The organism is Pantoea sp. GW821-FHT03E06, from assembly GCF_059420725.1.
This window is the reverse complement of the sequence record NZ_JBWKUG010000002.1, coordinates 434,469-455,006: the sequence shown is the minus strand read 5'-3', so window position 1 is coordinate 455,006 and position 20,538 is coordinate 434,469. Positions and strand designations below refer to the sequence as shown.

The window sequence follows — 20,538 nt, the reverse complement described above, 5'->3', positions numbered from 1 at the left end:
CTTAACGGTCGCCATAAATGGCGTAATGCTCGTCAGTTAAGCGTGAATCGGTCACCATGAATGGTGACCCTACGTGGATATCGCCGGGTTTTCGTAGGGTGCGCATTCATGCGCACCTGCATAAACAGGCATTTTTTTGCTTAAGTGAGCGGCATTACGCCATAAATGGCGACCCTACGAAGTTGTAGGCGCACCGTTTCAAATCACTCGCTGGCTAATGCCGCGACCGGATCCATGCGCGCCGCTTTGCGGGCCGGCAAGTAGCCAAAAATCATGCCGATAATGGTGGAGCAGGCAAAGGCTGCGCCTGCCGATTGCCACGAGAATATTGCGGTGATCATGCCGCCCGCCAGCAGGCTAATAATGGGGCCAATCACCAGCGCTAAGGCGACGCCGAGCGATCCGCCGACCAGGCATACCAGCACCGCTTCAATCATAAATTGCTGCATAATGTCACCACGCCGCGCGCCAACCGCCATGCGCACGCCGATTTCGTGGGTACGTTCCGTGACCGACACCAGCATGATGTTCATCACGCCAATGCTGCCAATCATCAGCGCAATTGATGCCACTAACAGAATCAACAAGGTTAACGTTGCCGCCGCATCTTCAATGGCCTTACGGTATTTATCGCGGTTAAACATCAGGAAATCTTTGGTGCCGTGTCGCGTAGTCAGTAGTTGCGTCAACGACTCCACCGCCGGGCCGCTGACCACGTCATCTTTTAACTTAATGCTGATGCTGGTAAGCGCAGTCTGCCCGCTGATGCGATACATCACCGTGCTCCACGGCAGCCAGACGCTGAGCCGGTTAGGTGATATGCCATCATTATTATCCGCGACGCCAATGACGCGCACCGGCACTGAACCCAATACGATCATCTTGCCAATTGGGCTGTCGCCGTGCTCACCAAACAGCTTGTTGCGCGTGTTGGTATCAATGATGATCTCCTGGCGTGCATGGCGTTCATCACTGAAGTTGCTGCCCTCCAGCAGTTTGATACCCTGAATCTGGAAATATTCTTTACCCACGCCATACACCGAGGTCTTCGAGGCGTTAGAGAGATAGCGGATGGGTTGGCTGGCGATCATCTCCGGACTGACAGCAGCGACAAACTGTTGACGCGCAATCACTTCCGCATCTGCCATCACCAGGGTCAAAACCGGGTGCGCTTCATCTTCGACAAAATCGCCACCGGCGTACACCGACACCACGTTGGTGCCGAGACCGGAGATACTCTCCAGCGTTTTTTGCCGTGCGCCCTGGCCGAGTGCTACCACCGTAACCACCGCCGCGATGCCAAAAATAATGCCGGTCATGGTCAATGCGGTACGGAGCCGATGTGCGTTCATGGCATTCAACGCCATGCGCAGCGATTCACGCAAGCGATCAACCCATCCGCGCAATTTGCTCTGACTTTTACGGGCCGCAGGGATATAACGCACGCGCGTCGTGTCCTGTTTGCGACCGCTATCGGCAAAAATCTCACCATCCTGGATCTCAATAATACGATCGGCGTGCTGTGCCACTTTCATATCATGCGTCACGATGATCACGGTGTGACCTTCACGATTGAGATCGTGCAGGATACGCAGCACCTCTTCACCGGAATGTGAGTCCAGCGCGCCGGTCGGTTCATCGGCGAGAATGATTTCAGCACCGTTAATCAGCGCGCGCGCAATGCTCACGCGCTGCTGCTGGCCGCCGGAAAGTTCACCCGGTTTGTGATGTTCGCGTCCTTCCAGACCCAAACGCGCCAGCAGCGCCGCCGCCCGTTGCAGCCGCGCTTTGCCTTGCAGATTGGCGTAAATGGAGGGAATTTCAACGTTGCTTAAAGCGCTAAGGTCCGGCATTAAATGATAGCGCTGGAAGATAAAGCCAATATGCTCACGCCGCACTTTCGCCAGCGCGTCCGGCGATAACGTGGCGGTATGCTGGCCGCCAATCAAATAATCGCCGCTGTCCGGCGCATCAAGACAGCCAAGAATATTCAGCAGCGTGGATTTTCCCGAGCCGGAAGGTCCAATGATCGCTACCAACTCGCCGCTGGCGATGCTTAGGTTAATGTTTTTCAGCACGTGCAGAGATTGCGAACCGTTAACATAGCTGCGCTGAATGTTTTTCAGTTCGATGATATTCACATCACCACCTTGTCAGCGCCCGCCGTCTGGGTAGCAAGAATCACTTTTTCACCGGTTGTTAATCCGCTCAGCACCTGAATATCAACGCTGTCAGAAATGCCGGTGGTGATAAGACGTTTAACCGGCTTATTTTCTGCATCAGGGATTTCGACGTAAGTTTTACCGTCGGCATCTTTCTTTGTCGCCTGCACCGGCACCAGCAGGGTATTTTTAGCGGCATCGCGCATCAGATTGACCTGCGCCGTCATGGAGATGCGTAGCGCATTGTCCGGGTTCGGCACATCGAGCAGGGCGTTGTAATAGACTGCGGCGTTCGTCGTGCTGCTCGGCGTGCTTTCACTGTTGCCCATCAGCGCATCATCTTTCATCACCGATTCGGGGGCCAGTTCGAGGCTGCGCAAAGTGGCGTTATAGCGCTTATCCGGGTTGGAGAAAGTTGTGAACCACGCCTTTTGGCCTGGCTGAACGTTATTGATGTCTGCTTCAGAAATCTGCACTTTAATGGTCATGGTGCCCAGCTGCGCCAGCTTGGCGATAGTCGGCGCGGTTTGCACGGCATTCACCGTCTGGCCTTGTTTGGTGACAATGGCGACCACGGTGCCGTCCATCGGCGCCATGATGCGGGTGTAACCGAGATCGAGCTGTTTCTTATCTACCTCAATTTGTGCCTGAATCACGCGCGCTTTCTGTGCCGTCAGCTCCGCCTGCGCAATGCTCCACGCTTCTGCGGCTTCGTCAAAATCCTGGCGCGATACCGCATTGGTTTTAATCATCTGCTGCAAACGTTTGAACTGCGCCGACTGTCGCACCAGCGTGGCTTCACGCGTTGCTAAATCGGCCTGCGCTACGCTAAGCGCTGCCTGCGCATTGCGCAAATCGCTACGCTGGGGCTGATCGTCAATCTCGGCAATCAGCTGTCCTTTACGCACGTTGTCGCCGGTTTTGATATAGAGTTTTTTTACCTGACCTGAGACCTGAGCCCCCACATTGACGCGTTCCACCGCATCCATTTTGCCGGTTGCGGCAATCACATTTTCGATGTCGCCCTGGCGCACCACGGCGGTCACAACGGTATTCGGTTTAGTGCCTGAACCGGCGTAGTGCCAGATGAGCAGCAGGATAATGAGCAGCGCGAGCACGATCGACAACCACTTCTTTGAGATATTGAGCATAAGCGTCCCTTTTATGAAGTGAGAATCATAATCATTAAATGGGACAAACTGGAGAAAATTCGCCGGTTTTTTACCAGCAGTACGTGGCAGTGGAATAAAAGTAAATTTTTCCGAATAGAAATGTGAGTTGAGTTGTTTACAGCCTATCTGAGTCACTTTTTAACTCAGTACAACTTAGCGTTACATGTCACTCCGTGAGGAAAAATGATGAAGACGATAATGAAGTTGCGTTGGTTAGCGATGCCGGCTTTGCTGTTGGCGCTGCATGTACCGGCGGCACTGGCGATGGGCGACGATGATAGCGACAAAAAAACGCCGGATTGCCCGAAAGGTCAGGTTTATGACAGTAAATCCAAATCCTGCGTGCCAGAAAAAACCAGCATGCTGAGCGACAGTGATAAGACCCAATACGCCTATCATCTGGCGAAAAAAGGCGAATACCAGGCTGCATTAACTCTGTTGGATACGTTACATAATCAGAACACGAAAGAAGCGTGGAATTATCGTGGTTATGCCACGCGCAAGCTGGGACGCACCGATGAAGGTATGCGTTATTATCAGAAATCGATCGCGCTGGATCCCAAATATGCCAAAGTGCGCGAATACCTCGGGGAAGCCTGGATGATCAAAGGTCGTCCGGATCTGGCGCAGGAGCAGCTCACCATTATTAAATCGTTATGTGGCGTTGATTGCGAAGAGTACCGCGATTTACACGCGGCCATTCAGGGACATCCTGAAGCCTGACGATGTCGGCTATTGGAGGAGAATAAAATCACCAGCACTGAAGTTCGTCAGCATTTAGCCGCGCATCTGGCACGCATGTGGCGTTACGCGATGGTGTTATCACGTAATCGCGACGTGGCCGAAGAACTGGTGCAGTCTACCTGCGTGCGGGCGCTCGAGCGCGCTCACCACTACACGCCGGGTACGCGCATCGACCGCTGGTTATTTACCGTGCTGCACTCAGTGTGGATTAACGAACTTCGGGCGCAACGGGTTCGCGTGGGACAAGGTTTCGTCGATAGCGATGAGTTGGTGGCACCCGATCTGCAGACGCTCAGCGATGAGCGCTTGCAGTACGCCAAAGTGATGCAGCGCGTTGGTCAGCTGCCGGAAGCACAGCGTAACGCGGTCTTTCTGGTTTACGTCGAAGGCTTCACCTACCAGGAGGCCGCCGCTACGCTGGCGGTGCCCATTGGTACCATCATGAGCCGCCTCGCAGCGGCGCGTAGCACCTTAGCCAGCGCCATCACCGCGCGGCCAGAGATAAGGGAGAAACGTTTGTGAAGGCAGCTCGTTTTAATTCGCCCTACGCGGATGAGGCCATCGTTGCCTGGCTGGATGGTGAGATGCATGTGGAAGACGCGCAGGCGTTTGAAACCGAACTTAAGCGCAGCGAGACGCTCTCGGCGCGCACGGCGGAGTTGATGCAAAGCAATCAACCTTTTGCCGAGGCGTTTGCCTCTTTGCTGGAAGCTGCACCGCAGGCGCGCATGGCGCAACGGTTAGAATATCTGCTGGCTCATACGCCAGCCACGCCGCAGAAAATGCCCGCCCAGGTGAGCCGTCGCGCGATGATTGCCGCTTCCGTCAGCTTTTTGCTGATTGGTGGAGGTCTGGGATTTCTGACGCGTCCCACAGCGCAGGCAGAAAAGGGGGAAAGCGCCAACATTCGTGAGCTGGAAGCGCAGTATATGTCGCTTTACAGCACCGAAACGCTGGCAGACGTCGACAGTTCACCGCAGATTTTACAACGTTCGCTGGCGCGAACCGCGCGCGATCTTGATCTGCACCTCACTCCCGCGCAGTTAACTCTGCCGGAAGCGAATCTGAAAAGCGTGCGCATGCTGCGTTATGACGATGTGTTAATCACGCAGATCGCCTGGAATCACAGCAATTACGGTCCGATGGCGCTGTGCATTTCCCGCGAAGATCATCAGCAGTCCACCGAGCTGGTGCTGGAAAAAAGGCAGGGCATGAATGTCGTGTGGTGGCATCGTGCGGGTTATCAGTATGTATTGATTGGACGCAATCCGGCGGAGCAGTTAAGAAAGACGGCGCAGGCGTTAAGCCGAATGTTAATGGCGTAATGCCGATCAGTTAAGCACCGTATCAAATCACCGCACCTTTCGTAGCGGCGCAATGAATTGCGCCGCTAAAGGTGTGCGCTCGGTAATGAGGGTTTTCATGTCTTAACTAACCAGCATTAGGCTCCTCATGGCCACCCGGTTCACGCGTGCCTACCTTATAGATCGAGCTGGGTTTTCAGCAACGCAATCTCCTCGCGCCACTGCGCCTGCAACGCCGGCTTTTGATGTTTAGGCTTGCGCGCCAGATCCTCATCCAGTTTGCTTTCGACGTGCAAAAGTGCCAACAGCAGGGCATCTTCATCCAGCGCTTGAGCCGTCGCGGGACGGGCAATCGCGTCAGATTTCGCTACTGATTGCTCAGTACGCATGCGCTCGGTGACTACATCAAAATCATGCCATTCACTCAGCCGCCGATCCTCAATCAGCCAGAAGCGATTACAGCTGTTGGCGATTAACTGACGATCGTGTGATACCAGCAGCACCGCGCCTTCGAAATGATTTAGCGCCTCCGCCAGCTCCTCTTTTCCTACCATATCCAGGTGGTTGGTTGGTTCGTCGAGCAGAAGCAGCGAATAGCGTGCCAGCGTTAATCCCACAAACAGTAAGCGCGAACGCTCTCCGCCGCTCAGTGAAGCAATTAACTGCTGATGGCGTAAATAGGGGAAACCGGCAGCGATCAGCGCCATTTTACGCTGCTCATCGTTGAGTGGCGCAAACTGGCAAAGCGCGTCGGAAAGGGTCGCATTATCTTGCAGCTGATGCAGGCTCTGATCGTAATAGCCAAGGCGCACACGCGGATGAAACAGCGCGCTGTCGGTGTGCTGATATTCACGCCACAGCTGCCGCAGCAGTGACGACTTTCCCGAACCATTGCGGCCAACAATCGCCACGCGATCGCCACTTTTTACCTGCATTTCTGATAGAGAGAAGAGCGCGGACGCTCCTTCAGCAGGATGAATCATCATCTCTGGCAGCGCCAGCACGCGATTTGCGTCCAGCGCCTCGCCGTGCAGCTGAAGACGCCACAGCGAACCTTCACTCAGCGTGGTTTGCGCCTCTTTTAACCAGCCGGCACGTTTCTCCATTTGCTGTGCCTTGCGCGCCAAGCCTTCGTTATCATAGGTGCGCCCCCACATCGCCAGGCGTTTAGCGCTTTTCTCTACGCGTTCAATCTCCTTTTGCTCAGCCTGAAAGCGTTGCGCATCGGCTGCGTCTTGCTCAAGCAGCGCCTGTCGAGCCGCGCTGCAGGGCAGACGGAAGAATTGCAGGCCGCGATCGCGCAGAATCCAGCTGCAATTGGTCACCCGATCAAGCAAGGTGCTGTCGTGAGAGACCAGCACAAAGCTGCCGCTCCAGCTATGCAGGAAATTTTCCAGCCACAGCAAAGTGGGAAGATCAAGATGGTTACTGGGCTCATCCAGCAGCAGCACATCCGGCTGCAGAATCAATGCGCGCGCCAGGAGTAAGCGCATATGCTGACCGCCACTCAAGGTTTCGATACTTTGTGTTTGTTGTTGCGCGGTAAAACCCAAACTGCCAAGGAGTGCTTCCGCACGCCAGCGATCGCTCTGGTGCGCTAATCGCGCCATTACGGCCTCAAGTAGCGTAGAAGAGTGCAGCGCATCTGGCAGATGTTGTTCAATGCGCGCCAGTAAACAGTGATTGGCCTGTGTTATGCAGCCGTGGCTGGCTTCCAGCTCACCACTGAGGATCTTCAACAGGGTACTTTTGCCAGTGCCGTTATCGCCCAGCAAACCAATGCGATCGCCTTTTTTCAGGCTGAAATGAATATCGTGGAACAGGGTGCCGAAGGCGTTATCGAAGCCGATAGCCTGTGCAGATAGTAAAGTGCTCATGTGCTTACTCATAAGTTGCAGGCGTAAAAAAGCCTGACGTCATAAAAAGCTGACGACAACCCAGCAAGCCGGAGGAATTAGATTGAGAAAACTTCGCTCAGGACGGATTATCGCAGCACGAGTGCGGAAATGCCTGAACGCGGCCAATTACTATAGAAGTGTGAGTAAATAAACAATTCACACGCGGGCATAGTAATCCTCCTTAGTTATCAATAAGTGAAAAGTTGAATCGATGATAACGGGACTATAACCGCTTTTCCAGCGCCAAATGACTCCCACATGAGTTTCCTGATGATAATCAAGCTGGATAGAGTCAGGAGGCTTCATCATTAAAATGTGCTAGCTATCACATTTAATGAAATTTCTTTTTGTTCCGCATGACGCTTTTAGCGTTAAAGTCCGCATAGATGTCACGCTTTGTGACAAGATAGGTGGAAAAATTGTCGCATCAGGATGTTTAAATATATGTTCGACGCCAGAAGGTTATCTAAACTTAACGCACTTGAAAGCAGCGTGCATAACTATATTATAAAGAATATTAACGCGGTTATTTATATGACAATAAGGGAGCTGGCCGATAATTCTGGTGTCTCTACGGCGACGGTTCTTCGATTCTGTAAAAAAATGGATTTCAAAGGTTACTCTGAACTTAAAGCCAGTATGAAATTGCACCTGCATAGAAACAGTACCTTACTCATACCCCATGGCGCAGAGGAGATACTGACTTTCTTTAAAAGCATCAGGAATGATGAGTTCGATGCGCTTATTGAGCATGCTGCAGAATACATTCGCAATGCAGAGCGGGTTTTCTTTGTTGGGGCAGGCAGCTCTGGCACGCTCGGAAGGTATGGTGCGCGCTTTTTCTCTAATATTGGTAAGTTCAGTAATCACATTGACGATCCCTATTATCCGGTCAGTACCGACATGGTCCAGAGTTCAGTTGCCGTCATACTCTCTGTTTCTGGCGAGACGCCTGAAATTTTGAAACTCGCCAGACAGTTTGTTATCCATAAATGCAAAGTTGTTTCCATTACCAGTAACCCGAATTCAACCCTGGCGAAGCTTTCTGATTTTATTATTCCTTATTATGTTTCGCGCATTTTGATCGACAATGAATATGATATTACAACGCAGGTTCCGGTTATTTTTATTCTTGAATCTATCGGTAGAAAACTGGTGGTGAATAATGTCAGTGAGTTGTCACGTGGTGTGACATTTTTGTAATTATCGACCCGGTTTGTCATATTGTGACCACGTGACATTGCCAGGCGTATTTTCTAACATCGCCAGAGTAAGTTCGCTCCTGATGGGCTGAATTCCCTCTGGTAATGGAAAAACAAGATGGCAATAAATTATGCAGATTCTGCGAAAGAGATCGTAAGACTGATTGGTGGCGACAATAATGTGATAAGCGTCACGCATTGTGCCACACGACTGCGGTTTGTGCTTAAGGATCATTCTGAGGTCGATGTTGAATCGCTGAAACGTGTAAAAGGTGTAATTACCGCCGTTAAGGCGAGCGGCCAGATGCAGGTGATAATCGGAAACCACGTGGGTGACGCTTATCGTGAAGTTCAGAATCTGCTGAACATTGACGAAAGCGCAGCAGTAACGGCACCTAACGTCGGCATTGTCAGCCGCATTATGGATATCATCTCCAGCATATTTGCGCCTTTCCTTTATCCGCTGGCAGCCTGCGGTGTTCTGCAGGGCATCATTTCTCTGCTGACCGCATTAGGTGTGATGGACCCAGCAGGAGGAACCTATCGCATACTTAACTATGTATCCTGGACGGGCTTTACTTTCCTTCCCGTCATGGTGGCTTTTACCGCCGCAAAAAAATTCAATGTAAATCCGTTCACAGCGGTTATCTCGGCTTGTGCTCTGGTGTCGCCGGACTACCTGAATATGTTGACGGCCAATAAAATCCTCACCGCCAACTCAGCCGATCCGGCTGTGCATGCCTTAATGAAAAGCGCGGTTGAAAATCCCGCAATCTCAAAAGTGCTGGTTGAGATTGCCGGTATTCCGCTTGATGCCGCTCCGCTGACGTTCATGGGGCTACCGGTGCAGTATTTGAGTTACACCTCATCCGTTATTCCCATTATTTTGATGGTGTGGGGCATGTCTTATGTTCAGCGCTTCTTCGAACGCCTGCTTCCGATGGTGATAAGAAATCTTTTCACCCCGATGTTCTGCATCGCCATCATGGTGCCACTCACGCTTCTGGCATTCGGACCTGTCGGCAACATGATCGGTGGCGCCATCGGTGGGGTCTATAACACCCTTTATCATCTGAGTCCCGCGATCGCCGGGTTTGTGGTAGGTGCCCTGTGGATGCCGCTTGTTACCCTGGGTGTGCACTGGGGGATCACGCCAGTTACCGTCGGAAACTATGCGACATTGGGCTACGACACCTTTACCGGGCTGCAGGCCTCGGCGGTATTTGGTATGGCAGGCGCTGTGCTGGGAGTTTACCTGAAGGCCAAAGATGCTGAGCTTAAGCGTATGGCATTGTCGGCGGGTGTTACCGCGCTGTTCGGCATTACCGAACCCGCCATTTACGGTGTGGCACTGCGCCTTAAGCGCCCGATGATTTGTGGCTGCCTGGCCGGAGCGGCGGGGGGTGTGATCGCTGGCGCTTTCAATGCGGTTTCCTGGAGCTACTGCATTCCCGGCATCGCCGTTCTGCCGGTGTTCTTCAAAGAAGGGCACATGACGCAGTTCCTCGGATTCCTGCTGTCCATCATCGTTGCATTCGTGCTGGGGATTATTTTCGCCTGGGTAGCGGGTTTCAAAGAACAGAGCCAGCCCGAAGTGACCGCAATGCCTCAACCTGGCACCCTTTGAATATATTGAGAGAATGAAATGAATAACGAATTTCCGAAAAATTTTATGTGGGGTGGCGCTGTTGCCGCACATCAGGTGGAAGGTGGTTGGGATAAAGGTGGTAAAGGGCCCAGCATTGTCGATGTACTGACGAGTGGGGCGCACGGCATTGACCGAGTCATCACTGATGGGGTTCAGGAAGGCTACCTGTATGCGAACCATGAGGCGGCGGACTTTTATCATCGTTACCGTGAGGACGTAGCGCTGCTGGCTGAAATGGGCTTTCGCTGCTTTCGCACCTCGATTGCGTGGTCACGTATCTTTCCTCGCGGCGATGAAGCCGAGCCGAACGAAGAGGGACTACGTTTTTACGATGCGCTATTCGATGAGCTGTTGAAATACGGCATCGAACCGGTTATCACGCTGTCCCATTTTGAAATGCCAAATTTGCTGGCAACCGAATATGGCGGCTGGAAAAATAGAAAGGTAATGGCGTTTTTTGTCCGCTTCAGCACGGTGGTTATTCAACGCTTCCAGCACAAAGTTAAATACTGGATGACGTTTAACGAAATTAACAATCAGCGCAACTGGAAAACCCCTCTTTTCGGTTACTGTTGCTCCGGGGTTATTTTCACCGATGAGCCTAATCCCGAAGAGTGCATGTATCAGGTCCTGCATCATCAGTTTGTTGCCAGTGCGCAGGTCGTGAAGCTGGGGCACGACATTAATCCTCAACTGAAAATTGGCTGCATGATCGCGATGGTGCCGTTATACCCGTTTTCCTGTCATCCTGATGACGTGATGTATGCCCAGGAAGCTATGCGGGAGCGATTTCTCTTCAGTGACGTGCATATGCGCGGCCATTATCCGGCTTATATTCTCAAGGAGTGGCAACGTAAGGGATACCATATTGCAATGGAGCCTGGCGATGAGCAGGTGCTGCGTGAAGGATGTGCCGATTATATCGGGTTAAGCTATTACATGAGTAATGCCGTCAGCAAAGAAAATGCTGGCAGCGGCACGGCACTTTCTGGGTTTGAGGGCAGCGTGCCAAACCCTCACGTTAAAGCCTCTGACTGGGGCTGGCAGATAGATCCGGTTGGCCTGCGCTATGTCCTGAATATTCTTTATGAACGTTACGAAAAACCACTTTTCATTGTTGAGAACGGCTTTGGTGCCATTGATAAATTGAATGAAAAGGGTGAAGTCAATGACGACTACCGGATTGACTATTTGCGCGCTCATATTGAACAAATGAAGAAAGCCGTAACGGAAGACGGCGTCGACCTAATGGGATATACCCCTTGGGGATGTATTGACTGCGTCTCTTTCACCACCGGGCAATACAGCAAACGCTATGGTTTTATTTACGTGAATAAAAATGACGATGGCAGCGGTGATTTTTCCCGTTCGAAGAAGAAAAGCTTTGAGTGGTATCGTCGGGTTATTGCCAGCAACGGCAGCGATCTCAGTTAGCGTTTGAATAGCGATATCCCTTAATGCACGTATCGTAGCGGTGCAATTTATAACGCGATAAATCGCGCCGTTACGACATGTGCAAAAATTGAGTCACCGTGTCTTCTTTTTCGGCTACCTGCAGAGCATTATGGTCTTTCTTGTTCGTTTTCCTCTGGAATTAGCGGCTCATCAATCGCGATGGACGAATTTGATTTCAGCAGCTGAATATCCAGAATCACGTAAACCATGGTGGTGATAAACAGTGAAATCACGCTGCCGATTACGCCGCTGGTGGTGAAGGTGAAATAGTTATACATCACCACCCATGTCACGCAGATAAACAGCGCTAGCGCTACATTAATCGCCGACTGAGAATAGTTAGTGGTTCGCGCGCCCATTTCATTAATTTGCCGCGTGAGATTCGCACCGCTGTATTTTTCTAATACTTCAATACCCTGTTCCCAATTACTCAGTCGCCGCGCACCGCTACGGGTAAGAAAAAGATACAGCAGCGATACAAATAAGCCGGAAAACGCGATCAGCACTGGCACCGCCTCGAGCGCATAGGCGAGGCTTTTATGGCTGGATACCTGCGGGGTAAGGTCCAGCGTTAACGATGCGCCCAATGCGGTATAGAGAAAGACGAATAACAGCAGAAACAGCGCATTGCGCTTCCAGTCGAGGTTGGCTTCGTGGTTTTTTTGCTGGTGCGCACTGTTCAGTGCCTGCTGCATTTGCGCGGCCTGTGGCGATGCGGTCTCAATACTCTCAACAACGTCGCCTAGCAAGCGGTGAATAAATGGCTGATCGGCCGGTTCAATAGTAATACGCATAAATTTCTCGGTGTCGTAACGATCAAAGGCGTCAGTGTAACGTAATTCCCCCGTGACGCGCAGAATCTGCGAGTAAGCGCGCAAATTTTCATCTGTATTCCGGCTTGTATTGCACATCATTCATACAATTACTGTGCGGTTATTATTGACCGTGCAAATGACGACGGAGTAAATCGCTATGTCGTACGTTGATGGTTTTGTTGTAGCGGTACAGGAGGCGAATAAGGAAGATTATCGAGCCATGGCGGCCAAGGCCGCGCCGCTGTTTAAAGAGTTTGGCGCCACGCGTATCGTTGAGTGCTGGGCTGATGATGTTCCCGTGGGTACGCAGACGGATTTTTATCGCGCGGTAAAAGCCGAAGAGGGAGAAACGGTGGTATTTAGCTGGATTGAGTATACGTCGAAAGAGGTTCGCGACGCAGCGAATGCCAAAATGATGTCCGATCCGCGCATGAAAGAGCTGGGTGATAATATGCCTTTCGATGGCAAACGCATGATTTACGGCGGATTCGCGATATTGTTGGAGGAGTAGCTGTCAGGTGCGCATGAATGCGCACCCTACGAAAACCCAGCTTAATCAACGCAGGAGCGCCATTAATAACATAATGCCGATCGGTGAAGTGCCGCATCAAATCACCGCACCTTGTAGCGGCGCGATTTATCGTGCAATGCGTGCGCAACCTGTTGCGTTGATTGGCGATAGCGGATTATTCGGGTAACGTGGAATGCTTATCTACGTACCTATAATAAATTACCGCGCGTTAAGCTGCAGGAGAGTCAGGCCATGACCATTAATTCCAACCTCGTCGGTATTATTAGCGATGAACTCATCAATCCGAATAGTATAAAACTACTGAATGAGGTGACGCGTCAGCTCAATGAGCGCGGCTTCATCACTCTCCTGCTGAATGTGACTTCACGCGAAACCTATCAAACAACCTTGCGTAATCTGGTGCAGCTCAACATTAGCGGATTGGTATTTCTGACATCGCTGTTTGACGATGAACTCAGCGTGGCGACGGATATTCTGCCGCAGGTCGCGACGGTGCACCTCAGCCCAAGCGTCAGTGCAAATGCCAATGTGGTGGTTGCCGATGGTTATAACGCAGGCGCAGAGATGGGATTACTGCTGCTAGCGCAAGGTCATCAACGGTTTGGTTTTATGCATAGCCAGCAAAACACGGCGCCCGTTCGCCAGATGGCGGGATTCGTCGCGAGTTTGCAGCTCGAGCAGAAAGCGCTGAACCTTCAGCTTTACGCAGGCGGTAATGCGCGCGAACGGGCTTATGAGGCTATGATGGCATATCTAAAGAAAACGCGCGCCGCCGAGCGCATTAACGCCCTCTTTTGTGAGAGCGATGTGCTGGCCTTTGGTGCCTTACAGGCAGTGCGCGATTTTGGCCAGGGGGCACATGTCGCAGTGGTTGGTTTTGATGATGTTGATGAAGCGCGGGCCTCCACCTGGCATCTCACCAGCTGGGCGCAACGGCGTGATTTGCTGGTGGCCGAAGCGCTCAATCGCTTACTTGAAAACCGCGTTGATACCAGTGGCTCGTGGCAGCAAGGCGAACTTCAGGTACGTCACTCGCATCAGGGCAAACCTGTGCCGGGCGAGATGTCGCAGTGTGGGTGTGCGATTCGCCACTGATCATTAAGATTTGAGTGCTGGAGGTAAGATTTGATGCTGTGGCTTATCGCCAAATATGCCATCACGGCGGGCATGGTGGTGCTGATATCTGAAGTGGCAAAACGTAGCGATCGCCTCGGCGGATTAATTGCCGCGCTGCCGTTGGTGACGGTATTGGTGCTGATTTGGATGAAGCTGGAAGGGCAGAGCCAGGCCAAAATAGCCAGTCACGCGTGGTATACCTTTTGGTATGTGGTACCTACATTGCCAATGTTTGTGGCCTTTCCCTTTCTCTATCAACGCTGGGGATTTTGGCCGACATTACTGGCGAGCTGCGCACTCACCATTCTGTTATTTCTGCTCTGGGCAACGCTACTAAAACGCTTTGGTATTGCGCTAATGTGAATGCGGTTAAGTGCGCGTGAACGCGCCGACTAATGCTTGGTATCGTCACTGGCGTCACGGTTACGAAAAATATGCGTAACATTATCCGTGCTTTTAAGGGCCACGCCAGCGGCTTGAGGTGTTTCGATATGGTTCATGACTTCAGTCATTGCTCGGCTAAACGCTTGTTGGCGCGCTGAATCATATTCGAGCGCAGCCATTTTACGCAATTTATCAAGCAGGGCGCGTGATGAAATCGGCCCAGATTTTTTCAGCAGCTGTAAAATTGCATCGCCCATGATGATATCAGTGAGTCGTTCTTCATCACTTCTGTACATAAATACTCTCTAATTACTGCCGTAAAGCATCGTGGATTCAGGGTTATGCAAACGCGAAAGACATAAAACCACGTGGATAATTTTCAAGCCGATAAAGGAGATTTTCACGCTTCGCGTTCTACTGAGAACATCAGTCCAATCAATTGCTGATAGTGAATTTCCTCTTCCGTTCCGCGCGCCTGCTCCATGCGGCAGAGCAATTTGGTGCAAAGCGATTTGCGACTGAGCGTACGTCCGGAACGCAAAATTTCAACCACGAGTTGGCCGAGCGTTTCCTGCTGTGAAGGTAAAGACGCTTCATTAAAGTAACGTGTGATGGCGTCTGAAGCCGCTGAGTAATTACGATCCTGGCGCATGGTTCATCCCTCGAGGTTAACGTAGCTAAAAGCCCATTAAACTTATACAAATAAAATTAATCTGTACAGGAATATGACGAATCCCCGAGGCGCCATTTTAGCCAAAAGTGCTAATTTATTGTTAACAATAACTTAAGAGAAAACATGATTTGAGCGTTGCCCTGTCTCAAATCATGCGGCCTTAAGCTCCTCAACCGTCTGTCGAACGCGTGATCGCTTCCCAGCGATCGATCTCCTCGCTATATGAGTGCAGCTTTTCCCGCACCAATCTGAGTGCGTCACTGCCTAGCAGCAAATGCGCTGGCGGGTCGCGGCTTTCAATCACGTCCAGCATGGCGCGTGCGGCTTTAATAGGATCGCCCAACTGCTTGCCGCTTTTCTCTTCACGCGCCTGGCGAATAGGATCAAACAGCGCATCATAATCCGGAATGCTGCGCGCGCTACGTACCATAGAACGACCGGCCCAATCGGTACGGAATGAACCGGGCGCCACGGCGGTGACATGGATATTGAACGTTGCCAGTTCTTTACTCAAGGTTTCCGATATTCCTTCCAGCGCGAATTTACTACCGCAGTAATAGCTGATGCCCGGCATAGTGATAAAGCCGCCCATCGAGGTGATATTAATGATATGACCACGGCGACGCTGACGCATAAAAGGCAGTACCGCTTTTATCATCGCCACTGCACCAAATACGTTAACGTCAAATTGTTGGCGCATCTCATCCAGCGATGACTCTTCCATAACGCCCTCATGGCCGTATCCCGCATTATTCACTAGCACGTCTATCGGACCAATTTGCGCCTCAATATCTGCAATCACGTCATCTATCGCCGCGAAATGGGTAACATCCAGCAGATAGGCGAAAGCATTTTTGCTCTCTGATGCTTCAAATGCCGCTTTCGCCGTGGCATTGCGAACCGTACCAACCACGCGATAGCCCCTTTCTAACGCGACCTGAGCCAGTGCGCGACCAAATCCGCTGCTCACGCCGGTAATTAATAACGTTTTTACGTTGGACATTTGTTGACTTCCTGAATGAATGGAAGGTGCATATTATTCTCATTGCATGCTAAGTTTAAGGCCGGATATTGTTGTTATATTGCCTAAAGTTATGAGTTCAATTTTTCGATGATGAATGAAACGTTACAAAATCAGACGGTGGAATTGCTGAAAGCTTTAGCGCCACAGGAGGGCTATAACCTCACCGCACTGGCCGATGTGCGCATCCTGCGTTCCGATCGCCCGCTAGCACGCACGCCTGTTCTCTACGATCCGGGTATCGTGATTGTTTGTCAGGGTTCGAAACGTGGCTTCTTTGGCGATCGCGTCTATTTGTACGACGAGCAGCACTATTTGGCGGTCTCGGTTCCCGTGCCTTTTACAATGGAAACCGCCGCGTCGGCAGAACATCCGCTGCTGGCCATTTATATGCATCTGGACTTCAACGTCGTGACCGAACTGATGTTGCAGCTGGAGCAGCAGGAGGTGGGGTTTGAGGTTAAAGCGGCGCAGGGCATGATGTCGAGTCCAATGGATGAAACGCTGCGGGAAACGTTGCTACGTTTTCTTACTGCGCTAAACCACCCGCTGGATGCAAAGATACTCGGCCCCTCGCTGGTGCGCGAACTCTATTATCGCGTACTGACCGGCGCTCAGGGCAGTGCGCTGCGATCGGCTCTGACATTGCAGGGGCGATTTGGCAAGGTGGGGAAAGCGCTAAGCCACATTCATGCCTACTATGCGCAGCCGTTAACGCTGGGTCAGCTGGCGGCGGTAGCGGGAATGAGCGTGCCCACCTTTCACACGCATTTTAAAAACATTACCAATCAGCCACCTATGCAATATGTTAAATCTGTCCGTCTGCATCAGGCTCGCATGCTGATGGTTCGCAGAGAGATGACCGCAGCGGCAGCGAGTCATGCTGTCGGTTATGAAAGCGCTTCACAGTTTAATCGCGAGTTTAAACGTTTGTTTGGTTTACCCCCTGCAGAAGAGATTAAACGCATGCAGCGTAACTTTGCAGTGCCGCCTGCGCATCAGGCATCGGTGTTTGTATCATCGCATTAAAGCCGCGTATGCTATAAATGATAACCATTATCATTTTTACGTGAGGCAAATGTGCAAACACCATTGGGAAAGGAATTAACCGCTGATTGTTGCATCGTCGGCGGAGGGCCAGCGGGTCTAATGCTTAGCTATTTGCTGGCGCGTGCGGGATTAAAGGTGGTTGTTATTGAGAAACATCCTGATTTCCTGCGCGATTTTCGTGGTGATACGATTCACCCTTCCACGTTAGAAATTATGCACCAGCTTGGGCTGTTGGATGAGCTGTTGGCATTGCCGCATCAACGCGCCGAGAAACTCCAGGCGGAAGTGGCGGGACAAGAGGTCACGATGGCTGATTTCTCTCGTTTACCGGTCCAGTGCCGCTTTATCGCCTTCATGCCACAATGGGACTTCCTTAATTTCCTTGCGGATAAAGCCGCTCAGTTCCCCGGCTTTACGCTACTGCAATCCACCGCTTTTGATGACTTTCTGTATGAGAAAGGGGAAATAAGTGGCGTGCAGGCGTTACAGGGTAACGAAAAGTGGATCGTTCGGACTTCTCTGGTGATCGGTGCAGACGGCCGCAATTCACAAGTAAAAGCGCAAGCGGGGTTAACCGGCAAAAGCTTCGGTGCGCCGCGTGATGTGTTGTGGTTCCGCCTGGATAAACAGCCTGATGATCCTGAGTGGGGTATGGGGCACAAAGGGCCGAAGCAAAACTTCATCGTCATCGATCGGGGGGATTATTGGCAGTGCGGTTACACTATTCAAAAGGGGCAATTTGAAGCGCTGAAAGCGGCAGGATTAGAGGTGTTGATCAACGCTATTGCGCAGGTTGCCCCTTTCAGCGCTGCACGCATGGCAGAAGTAGATGAGTGGGAAAAGCTCAAGCTATTATCTATTCGTATTGACCGTCTCGATCGCTGGATGAAACCGGGCGTGTTGTGCATCGGCGATGCCGCGCATGCGATGTCACCGATTGGCGGTGTTGGGGTGAATCTGGCGATTCAGGATGCTGTCGCGACCGCCAACATGCTGACCAGCCCCTTGCTAAAGGGCAATGTCACGTTGCGCGATCTGCAGAAAGTGCAGCAGCGTCGTCAATTTCCCACCGTCGCCACTCAGTTTCTACAAATTAAGATGAGCGGCGGCAAGCGTAAACGCACTACGCCGAGTAAAGTGCCGCAACTTATCAGCCGCTTCCCCTTCCTGCGCCATCTTTTTGGGCGACTGATTGGATTAGGATTCCGCACAGAAAAACCGCAGCACCTCTGACTTTAGGTTCGTTAGTTAAGCGTGAATCGGTCACCATGAATGGTGACCCAACGTAGGTATAGCCGGGTTTACGTAGGATGCGCATTCATGCGCACCTGCATAAACAGGCATTTATTTTCTTAACCGATCGGCATTCCAGCATCTCTGACTCGGTTTAAGCCAAAAAAAAAGCCCGCTAAGCGGGCCGGGTAAACGTTACCAATTTGGAAATTCTCGTTGCAACGCATTGCTGTGTGCTGCGTCACTATATTAGCAACGTGTCGCTTCTAGTACAGGAAATGATCAACGAGTTAATTTTGTTGAATGGATAAGCATTATGGTTTCACTGCACGTGTTGACCACCAACACAGTAGAGAACCGAAGCTCACCATGGCTGTGCCTTGCCAAAAGGAAGTCGTCAAATGTGAGCGAAGAATAAAGGCGGCAAGGAGCGAAGAGATTATTGGGATGAAATAGGATGCGGCAGCCAGCACGGTGACGTTACCGTGCAAAATCCCCACGTTCCACGCGGCGTAGCCAAAGCCCATCGCAACAGCGGCCAAAGCCAAACTGCTCCATGCCGCAACGGATAAGTGAAACGGAGGTTGGGGGGAAAGCAGGAATTTCAGCCAAAGCGTCAATGCGGTTAAAATAAAAAACAGCGTTATGCCATTGCTGCCATCAGCAATTTTCCTGGTTACAACACAATAAACTGCCCAAATAACCGCGCCGCTAAAGGCAAGGCCGTAGCTCAAAGGATTATCCATTACGTTGCGGGTTATTTCGCTGAATGAAAAACCCTGGTCACCGCCGAGCACGCGGCAAATCCCCGCCACGGCCAGCAACACACCGGGAATAATCAGCGGGCTGGTTTTTTGGCGATTGACGATGACCGCTAATACGATTGTCATACTCGGCCATAAATAATTGACCATGCCGACCTCAATCGCCTGCCGACCGCTGTGAGTAAAGCCTAACGAGAGTGACAAGCAGAGTTCATAACAAACAAAGAGCACGCTGCCGAAGAGTAAATAACGGCGTGGAAAGCGGCGTAAGGAAGGCAATCCGACGCTAAACAGCAGCACAACTGCGCTCGCGCTGTAGATGAGCGCGGCACCGCCAACCGGTCCAAAACCTTCACTGACGGTTTTAATCAGTCCTACGATGGTGCTCCAGAGTAAAATGGCAATCAAACCAATTAGTGTGGCTCTTTTTTGCGGCATGGCCCGCTACCTTAATGAGCTATATCGGGCCAAAATCCTATCAAATCATGTTCTGTTTGTATTGCTTACCACTTCATTTCGCCGGTATTCACTTTGGCACTGAGCTCCAGCGAACTCTCATCGGGTAAATGAGGATAGGACGCTTTCATGGCCGCGATCACAGGCGCTGCTTGCTTATGCTGCTGCAACGCGTGCTCAAACGTTTGTAAATAGTGGGACGTAAAGGTGATCGCCGCATCTCCAGCAGGGCGAGTACCGAGGTAATGCCCAGGAATGACCACCTTCGGCTGCAGTTTTTGCATTTCGCTCAGGACACTGCGCCATTGCTGACGAATGGCTGGTGTTTGCGTATCGGCAGTCCACACATGAATGCCTGCCGCCACGCCGGTGCCGCCCAAAATCGCTTTATTGGCCGGGATCCATACATAAGCGGCGTAATCATGGGGGTGACGCAGTTCCAGCGTTTCGCCATCGACGTTAAAGCGGGTGGCGTCGGTCACCTGTGGCACATACAACTGCTTGGGTGCACCGTCTTTCATTAGTGGCCCCCAATACGCCAGCTTGGCTGCTTTGGTGGCTTCAATATGCGTTACCACATCGGCTGACGCCACAATCTTCACCTGCGGGAACGCTTTTACGATCGGTTCAAGTCCAAAGTAAAAGTCAGGATCGCCGGAAGTGATGACAATTTGCGTAAGCTTTTTGCCGCTGGCTTTAATCATCTGCACCAGTTTTTCACCGTCTTTAACGCTGAATTGGGCATCAAACAGCATGGCTTCATGCGGGCCAGAAACCAGTGTGGAAGAGACCGGGAAAATACCCTTTTCTTGCGGGTTATAAACTTCTAACTGCAACGGCGCGGCAACAGCAGGCAGGGCGCTTAACGCCAGGGCCAGCGACAGTATTTTCATTTTCATCACGTTATCC

Annotated in this window: 20 protein-coding genes; 11 read left to right on the top strand and 9 right to left on the bottom strand. The window is 51.6% G+C overall.

What is annotated here, in order from left to right; genetic code table 11:
• Positions 1-203 precede the first annotated feature (203 nt).
• The gene (locus AC07WB_RS21615) at positions 204-2,141 is read right to left on the bottom strand and encodes a MacB family efflux pump subunit (RefSeq protein ID WP_494941305.1); all 1,938 of its coding nucleotides are present in this window, start codon (positions 2,139-2,141) and stop codon (positions 204-206) included.
• Positions 2,138-3,313 carry an efflux RND transporter periplasmic adaptor subunit gene (locus AC07WB_RS21610; RefSeq protein ID WP_494941304.1) on the bottom strand — a complete coding sequence of 392 codons (1,176 nt, stop codon included), beginning with the start codon at positions 3,311-3,313 and terminating at the stop codon, positions 2,138-2,140. Before AC07WB_RS21610 ends, AC07WB_RS21615 begins: the two co-directional genes overlap by 4 nt.
• 207 nt (positions 3,314-3,520) lie before the next feature.
• On the opposite strand from AC07WB_RS21610, the gene AC07WB_RS21605 reads away from it, so the two are divergent.
• From AC07WB_RS21605 to AC07WB_RS21595, 3 genes are read left to right on the top strand one after another with little or no spacing between them, the layout of a single operon-like run.
• A complete protein-coding gene (locus tag AC07WB_RS21605; RefSeq protein ID WP_097097973.1) occupies positions 3,521-4,057 on the top strand; it encodes a tetratricopeptide repeat protein in 537 nt (178 codons plus the stop codon).
• Between the two features lie 12 nt (positions 4,058-4,069).
• The gene (locus AC07WB_RS21600) at positions 4,070-4,600 is read left to right on the top strand and encodes a sigma-70 family RNA polymerase sigma factor (protein ID WP_494941303.1); all 531 of its coding nucleotides are present in this window, start codon (positions 4,070-4,072) and stop codon (positions 4,598-4,600) included.
• The gene (locus AC07WB_RS21595) at positions 4,597-5,403 is read left to right on the top strand and encodes an anti-sigma factor family protein (protein WP_494941302.1); all 807 of its coding nucleotides are present in this window, start codon (positions 4,597-4,599) and stop codon (positions 5,401-5,403) included. Before AC07WB_RS21600 ends, AC07WB_RS21595 begins: the two co-directional genes overlap by 4 nt.
• Before the next feature lie 155 nt (positions 5,404-5,558).
• Here the strand turns inward: AC07WB_RS21595 and AC07WB_RS21590 are convergent, their stop codons facing one another.
• Positions 5,559-7,259 (bottom strand): ABC-F family ATP-binding cassette domain-containing protein, encoded by a 1,701-nt coding sequence (locus AC07WB_RS21590; protein ID WP_494941301.1) that lies wholly within the window; start codon positions 7,257-7,259, stop codon positions 5,559-5,561.
• A gap of 465 nt (positions 7,260-7,724) precedes the next feature.
• Between AC07WB_RS21590 and AC07WB_RS21585 the strand changes: the two genes are divergently transcribed.
• The 3 genes from AC07WB_RS21585 to AC07WB_RS21575 all read left to right on the top strand — a co-directional run bounded on the left by AC07WB_RS21585 (position 7,725) and on the right by AC07WB_RS21575 (position 11,564).
• A complete protein-coding gene (locus AC07WB_RS21585) occupies positions 7,725-8,483 on the top strand; it encodes a MurR/RpiR family transcriptional regulator (protein ID WP_494941300.1) in 759 nt (252 codons plus the stop codon).
• Between the two features lie 117 nt (positions 8,484-8,600).
• The gene (locus tag AC07WB_RS21580; protein ID WP_097097968.1) at positions 8,601-10,109 is read left to right on the top strand and encodes a PTS transporter subunit EIIC; all 1,509 of its coding nucleotides are present in this window, start codon (positions 8,601-8,603) and stop codon (positions 10,107-10,109) included.
• An 18-nt stretch (positions 10,110-10,127) separates the two neighbouring features.
• Entirely contained in the window at positions 10,128-11,564 is a 1,437-nt protein-coding gene (locus AC07WB_RS21575; protein WP_494941299.1) for a 6-phospho-beta-glucosidase, read from the top strand.
• Between the two features lie 128 nt (positions 11,565-11,692).
• On the opposite strand, the gene AC07WB_RS21570 is transcribed toward AC07WB_RS21575, so the two are convergent.
• Positions 11,693-12,379: a RipA family octameric membrane protein gene (locus AC07WB_RS21570; protein ID WP_494941298.1), complete on the bottom strand. Its 687-nt coding sequence runs from the start codon at positions 12,377-12,379 to the stop codon at positions 11,693-11,695.
• Between the two features lie 178 nt (positions 12,380-12,557).
• On the opposite strand from AC07WB_RS21570, the gene AC07WB_RS21565 reads away from it, so the two are divergent.
• The 3 genes from AC07WB_RS21565 to AC07WB_RS21555 all read left to right on the top strand — a co-directional run bounded on the left by AC07WB_RS21565 (position 12,558) and on the right by AC07WB_RS21555 (position 14,411).
• Positions 12,558-12,911, top strand: a complete 354-nt coding sequence (locus tag AC07WB_RS21565) for a DUF1428 domain-containing protein (protein ID WP_097097966.1) — start codon at positions 12,558-12,560, stop codon at positions 12,909-12,911.
• A gap of 252 nt (positions 12,912-13,163) precedes the next feature.
• Positions 13,164-14,027: a substrate-binding domain-containing protein gene (locus AC07WB_RS21560; RefSeq protein ID WP_494941297.1), complete on the top strand. Its 864-nt coding sequence runs from the start codon at positions 13,164-13,166 to the stop codon at positions 14,025-14,027.
• A gap of 33 nt (positions 14,028-14,060) precedes the next feature.
• Positions 14,061-14,411 (top strand): DUF3147 family protein, encoded by a 351-nt coding sequence (locus AC07WB_RS21555; protein ID WP_097097964.1) that lies wholly within the window; start codon positions 14,061-14,063, stop codon positions 14,409-14,411.
• Between the two features lie 29 nt (positions 14,412-14,440).
• Here AC07WB_RS21555 and AC07WB_RS21550 read toward each other — a convergent pair whose 3' ends face one another.
• The 3 genes from AC07WB_RS21550 to AC07WB_RS21540 all read right to left on the bottom strand — a co-directional run bounded on the left by AC07WB_RS21550 (position 14,441) and on the right by AC07WB_RS21540 (position 16,108).
• Positions 14,441-14,728: a hypothetical protein gene (locus tag AC07WB_RS21550; RefSeq protein WP_345830634.1), complete on the bottom strand. Its 288-nt coding sequence runs from the start codon at positions 14,726-14,728 to the stop codon at positions 14,441-14,443.
• Between the two features lie 104 nt (positions 14,729-14,832).
• Entirely contained in the window at positions 14,833-15,084 is a 252-nt protein-coding gene (gene ycgZ, locus AC07WB_RS21545; protein WP_494941296.1) for a regulatory protein YcgZ, read from the bottom strand.
• A 190-nt stretch (positions 15,085-15,274) separates the two neighbouring features.
• Positions 15,275-16,108, bottom strand: a complete 834-nt coding sequence (locus tag AC07WB_RS21540; protein ID WP_494941295.1) for an oxidoreductase — start codon at positions 16,106-16,108, stop codon at positions 15,275-15,277.
• A gap of 111 nt (positions 16,109-16,219) precedes the next feature.
• On the opposite strand from AC07WB_RS21540, the gene AC07WB_RS21535 reads away from it, so the two are divergent.
• On the top strand, positions 16,220-17,155 hold the full coding sequence (locus AC07WB_RS21535) for an AraC family transcriptional regulator (RefSeq protein WP_494941450.1): 936 nt from the start codon (positions 16,220-16,222) through the stop codon (positions 17,153-17,155).
• A 120-nt stretch (positions 17,156-17,275) separates the two neighbouring features.
• Positions 17,276-18,409 (top strand): FAD-dependent oxidoreductase, encoded by a 1,134-nt coding sequence (locus AC07WB_RS21530; protein ID WP_494941294.1) that lies wholly within the window; start codon positions 17,276-17,278, stop codon positions 18,407-18,409.
• Positions 18,410-18,723: 314 nt separating this feature from the next.
• Here the strand turns inward: AC07WB_RS21530 and yddG are convergent, their stop codons facing one another.
• Both yddG and AC07WB_RS21520 read right to left on the bottom strand, forming a co-directional pair.
• On the bottom strand, positions 18,724-19,611 hold the full coding sequence (gene yddG / locus AC07WB_RS21525) for an aromatic amino acid DMT transporter YddG (protein ID WP_494941293.1): 888 nt from the start codon (positions 19,609-19,611) through the stop codon (positions 18,724-18,726).
• Positions 19,612-19,676: 65 nt separating this feature from the next.
• Positions 19,677-20,528 (bottom strand): Vmh family MBL fold metallo-hydrolase, encoded by an 852-nt coding sequence (locus tag AC07WB_RS21520; protein ID WP_400457646.1) that lies wholly within the window; start codon positions 20,526-20,528, stop codon positions 19,677-19,679.
• Positions 20,529-20,538 lie beyond the last annotated feature (10 nt).

Bases quoted from the DNA above. Each gene is read 5' to 3' on its own strand.
- AC07WB_RS21590 (WP_494941301.1), bottom strand. From the start codon at position 7,259: ATGAGCACTTTACTATCTGCACAGGCTATCGGCTTCGATAACGCCTTC.
- AC07WB_RS21530 (WP_494941294.1), top strand. From the start codon at position 17,276: ATGCTTAGCTATTTGCTGGCGCGTGCGGGATTAAAGGTGGTTGTTATT.
- AC07WB_RS21570 (WP_494941298.1), bottom strand. From the start codon at position 12,379: ATGCGTATTACTATTGAACCGGCCGATCAGCCATTTATTCACCGCTTG.
- yddG (WP_494941293.1), bottom strand. From the start codon at position 19,611: ATGCCGCAAAAAAGAGCCACACTAATTGGTTTGATTGCCATTTTACTC.
- AC07WB_RS21580 (WP_097097968.1), top strand. From the start codon at position 8,601: ATGGCAATAAATTATGCAGATTCTGCGAAAGAGATCGTAAGACTGATT.
- ycgZ (WP_494941296.1), bottom strand. From the start codon at position 15,084: ATGCGCCAGGATCGTAATTACTCAGCGGCTTCAGACGCCATCACACGT.
- AC07WB_RS21540 (WP_494941295.1), bottom strand. From the start codon at position 16,108: ATGTCCAACGTAAAAACGTTATTAATTACCGGCGTGAGCAGCGGATTT.
- AC07WB_RS21605 (WP_097097973.1), top strand. From the start codon at position 3,521: ATGAAGACGATAATGAAGTTGCGTTGGTTAGCGATGCCGGCTTTGCTG.
- AC07WB_RS21585 (WP_494941300.1), top strand. From the start codon at position 7,725: ATGTTCGACGCCAGAAGGTTATCTAAACTTAACGCACTTGAAAGCAGC.
- AC07WB_RS21520 (WP_400457646.1), bottom strand. From the start codon at position 20,528: ATGAAAATGAAAATACTGTCGCTGGCCCTGGCGTTAAGCGCCCTGCCT.
- AC07WB_RS21565 (WP_097097966.1), top strand. From the start codon at position 12,558: ATGTCGTACGTTGATGGTTTTGTTGTAGCGGTACAGGAGGCGAATAAG.
- AC07WB_RS21535 (WP_494941450.1), top strand. From the start codon at position 16,220: ATGAATGAAACGTTACAAAATCAGACGGTGGAATTGCTGAAAGCTTTA.
- AC07WB_RS21610 (WP_494941304.1), bottom strand. From the start codon at position 3,313: ATGCTCAATATCTCAAAGAAGTGGTTGTCGATCGTGCTCGCGCTGCTC.
- AC07WB_RS21555 (WP_097097964.1), top strand. From the start codon at position 14,061: ATGCTGTGGCTTATCGCCAAATATGCCATCACGGCGGGCATGGTGGTG.
- AC07WB_RS21550 (WP_345830634.1), bottom strand. From the start codon at position 14,728: ATGTACAGAAGTGATGAAGAACGACTCACTGATATCATCATGGGCGAT.
- AC07WB_RS21560 (WP_494941297.1), top strand. From the start codon at position 13,164: ATGACCATTAATTCCAACCTCGTCGGTATTATTAGCGATGAACTCATC.
- AC07WB_RS21575 (WP_494941299.1), top strand. From the start codon at position 10,128: ATGAATAACGAATTTCCGAAAAATTTTATGTGGGGTGGCGCTGTTGCC.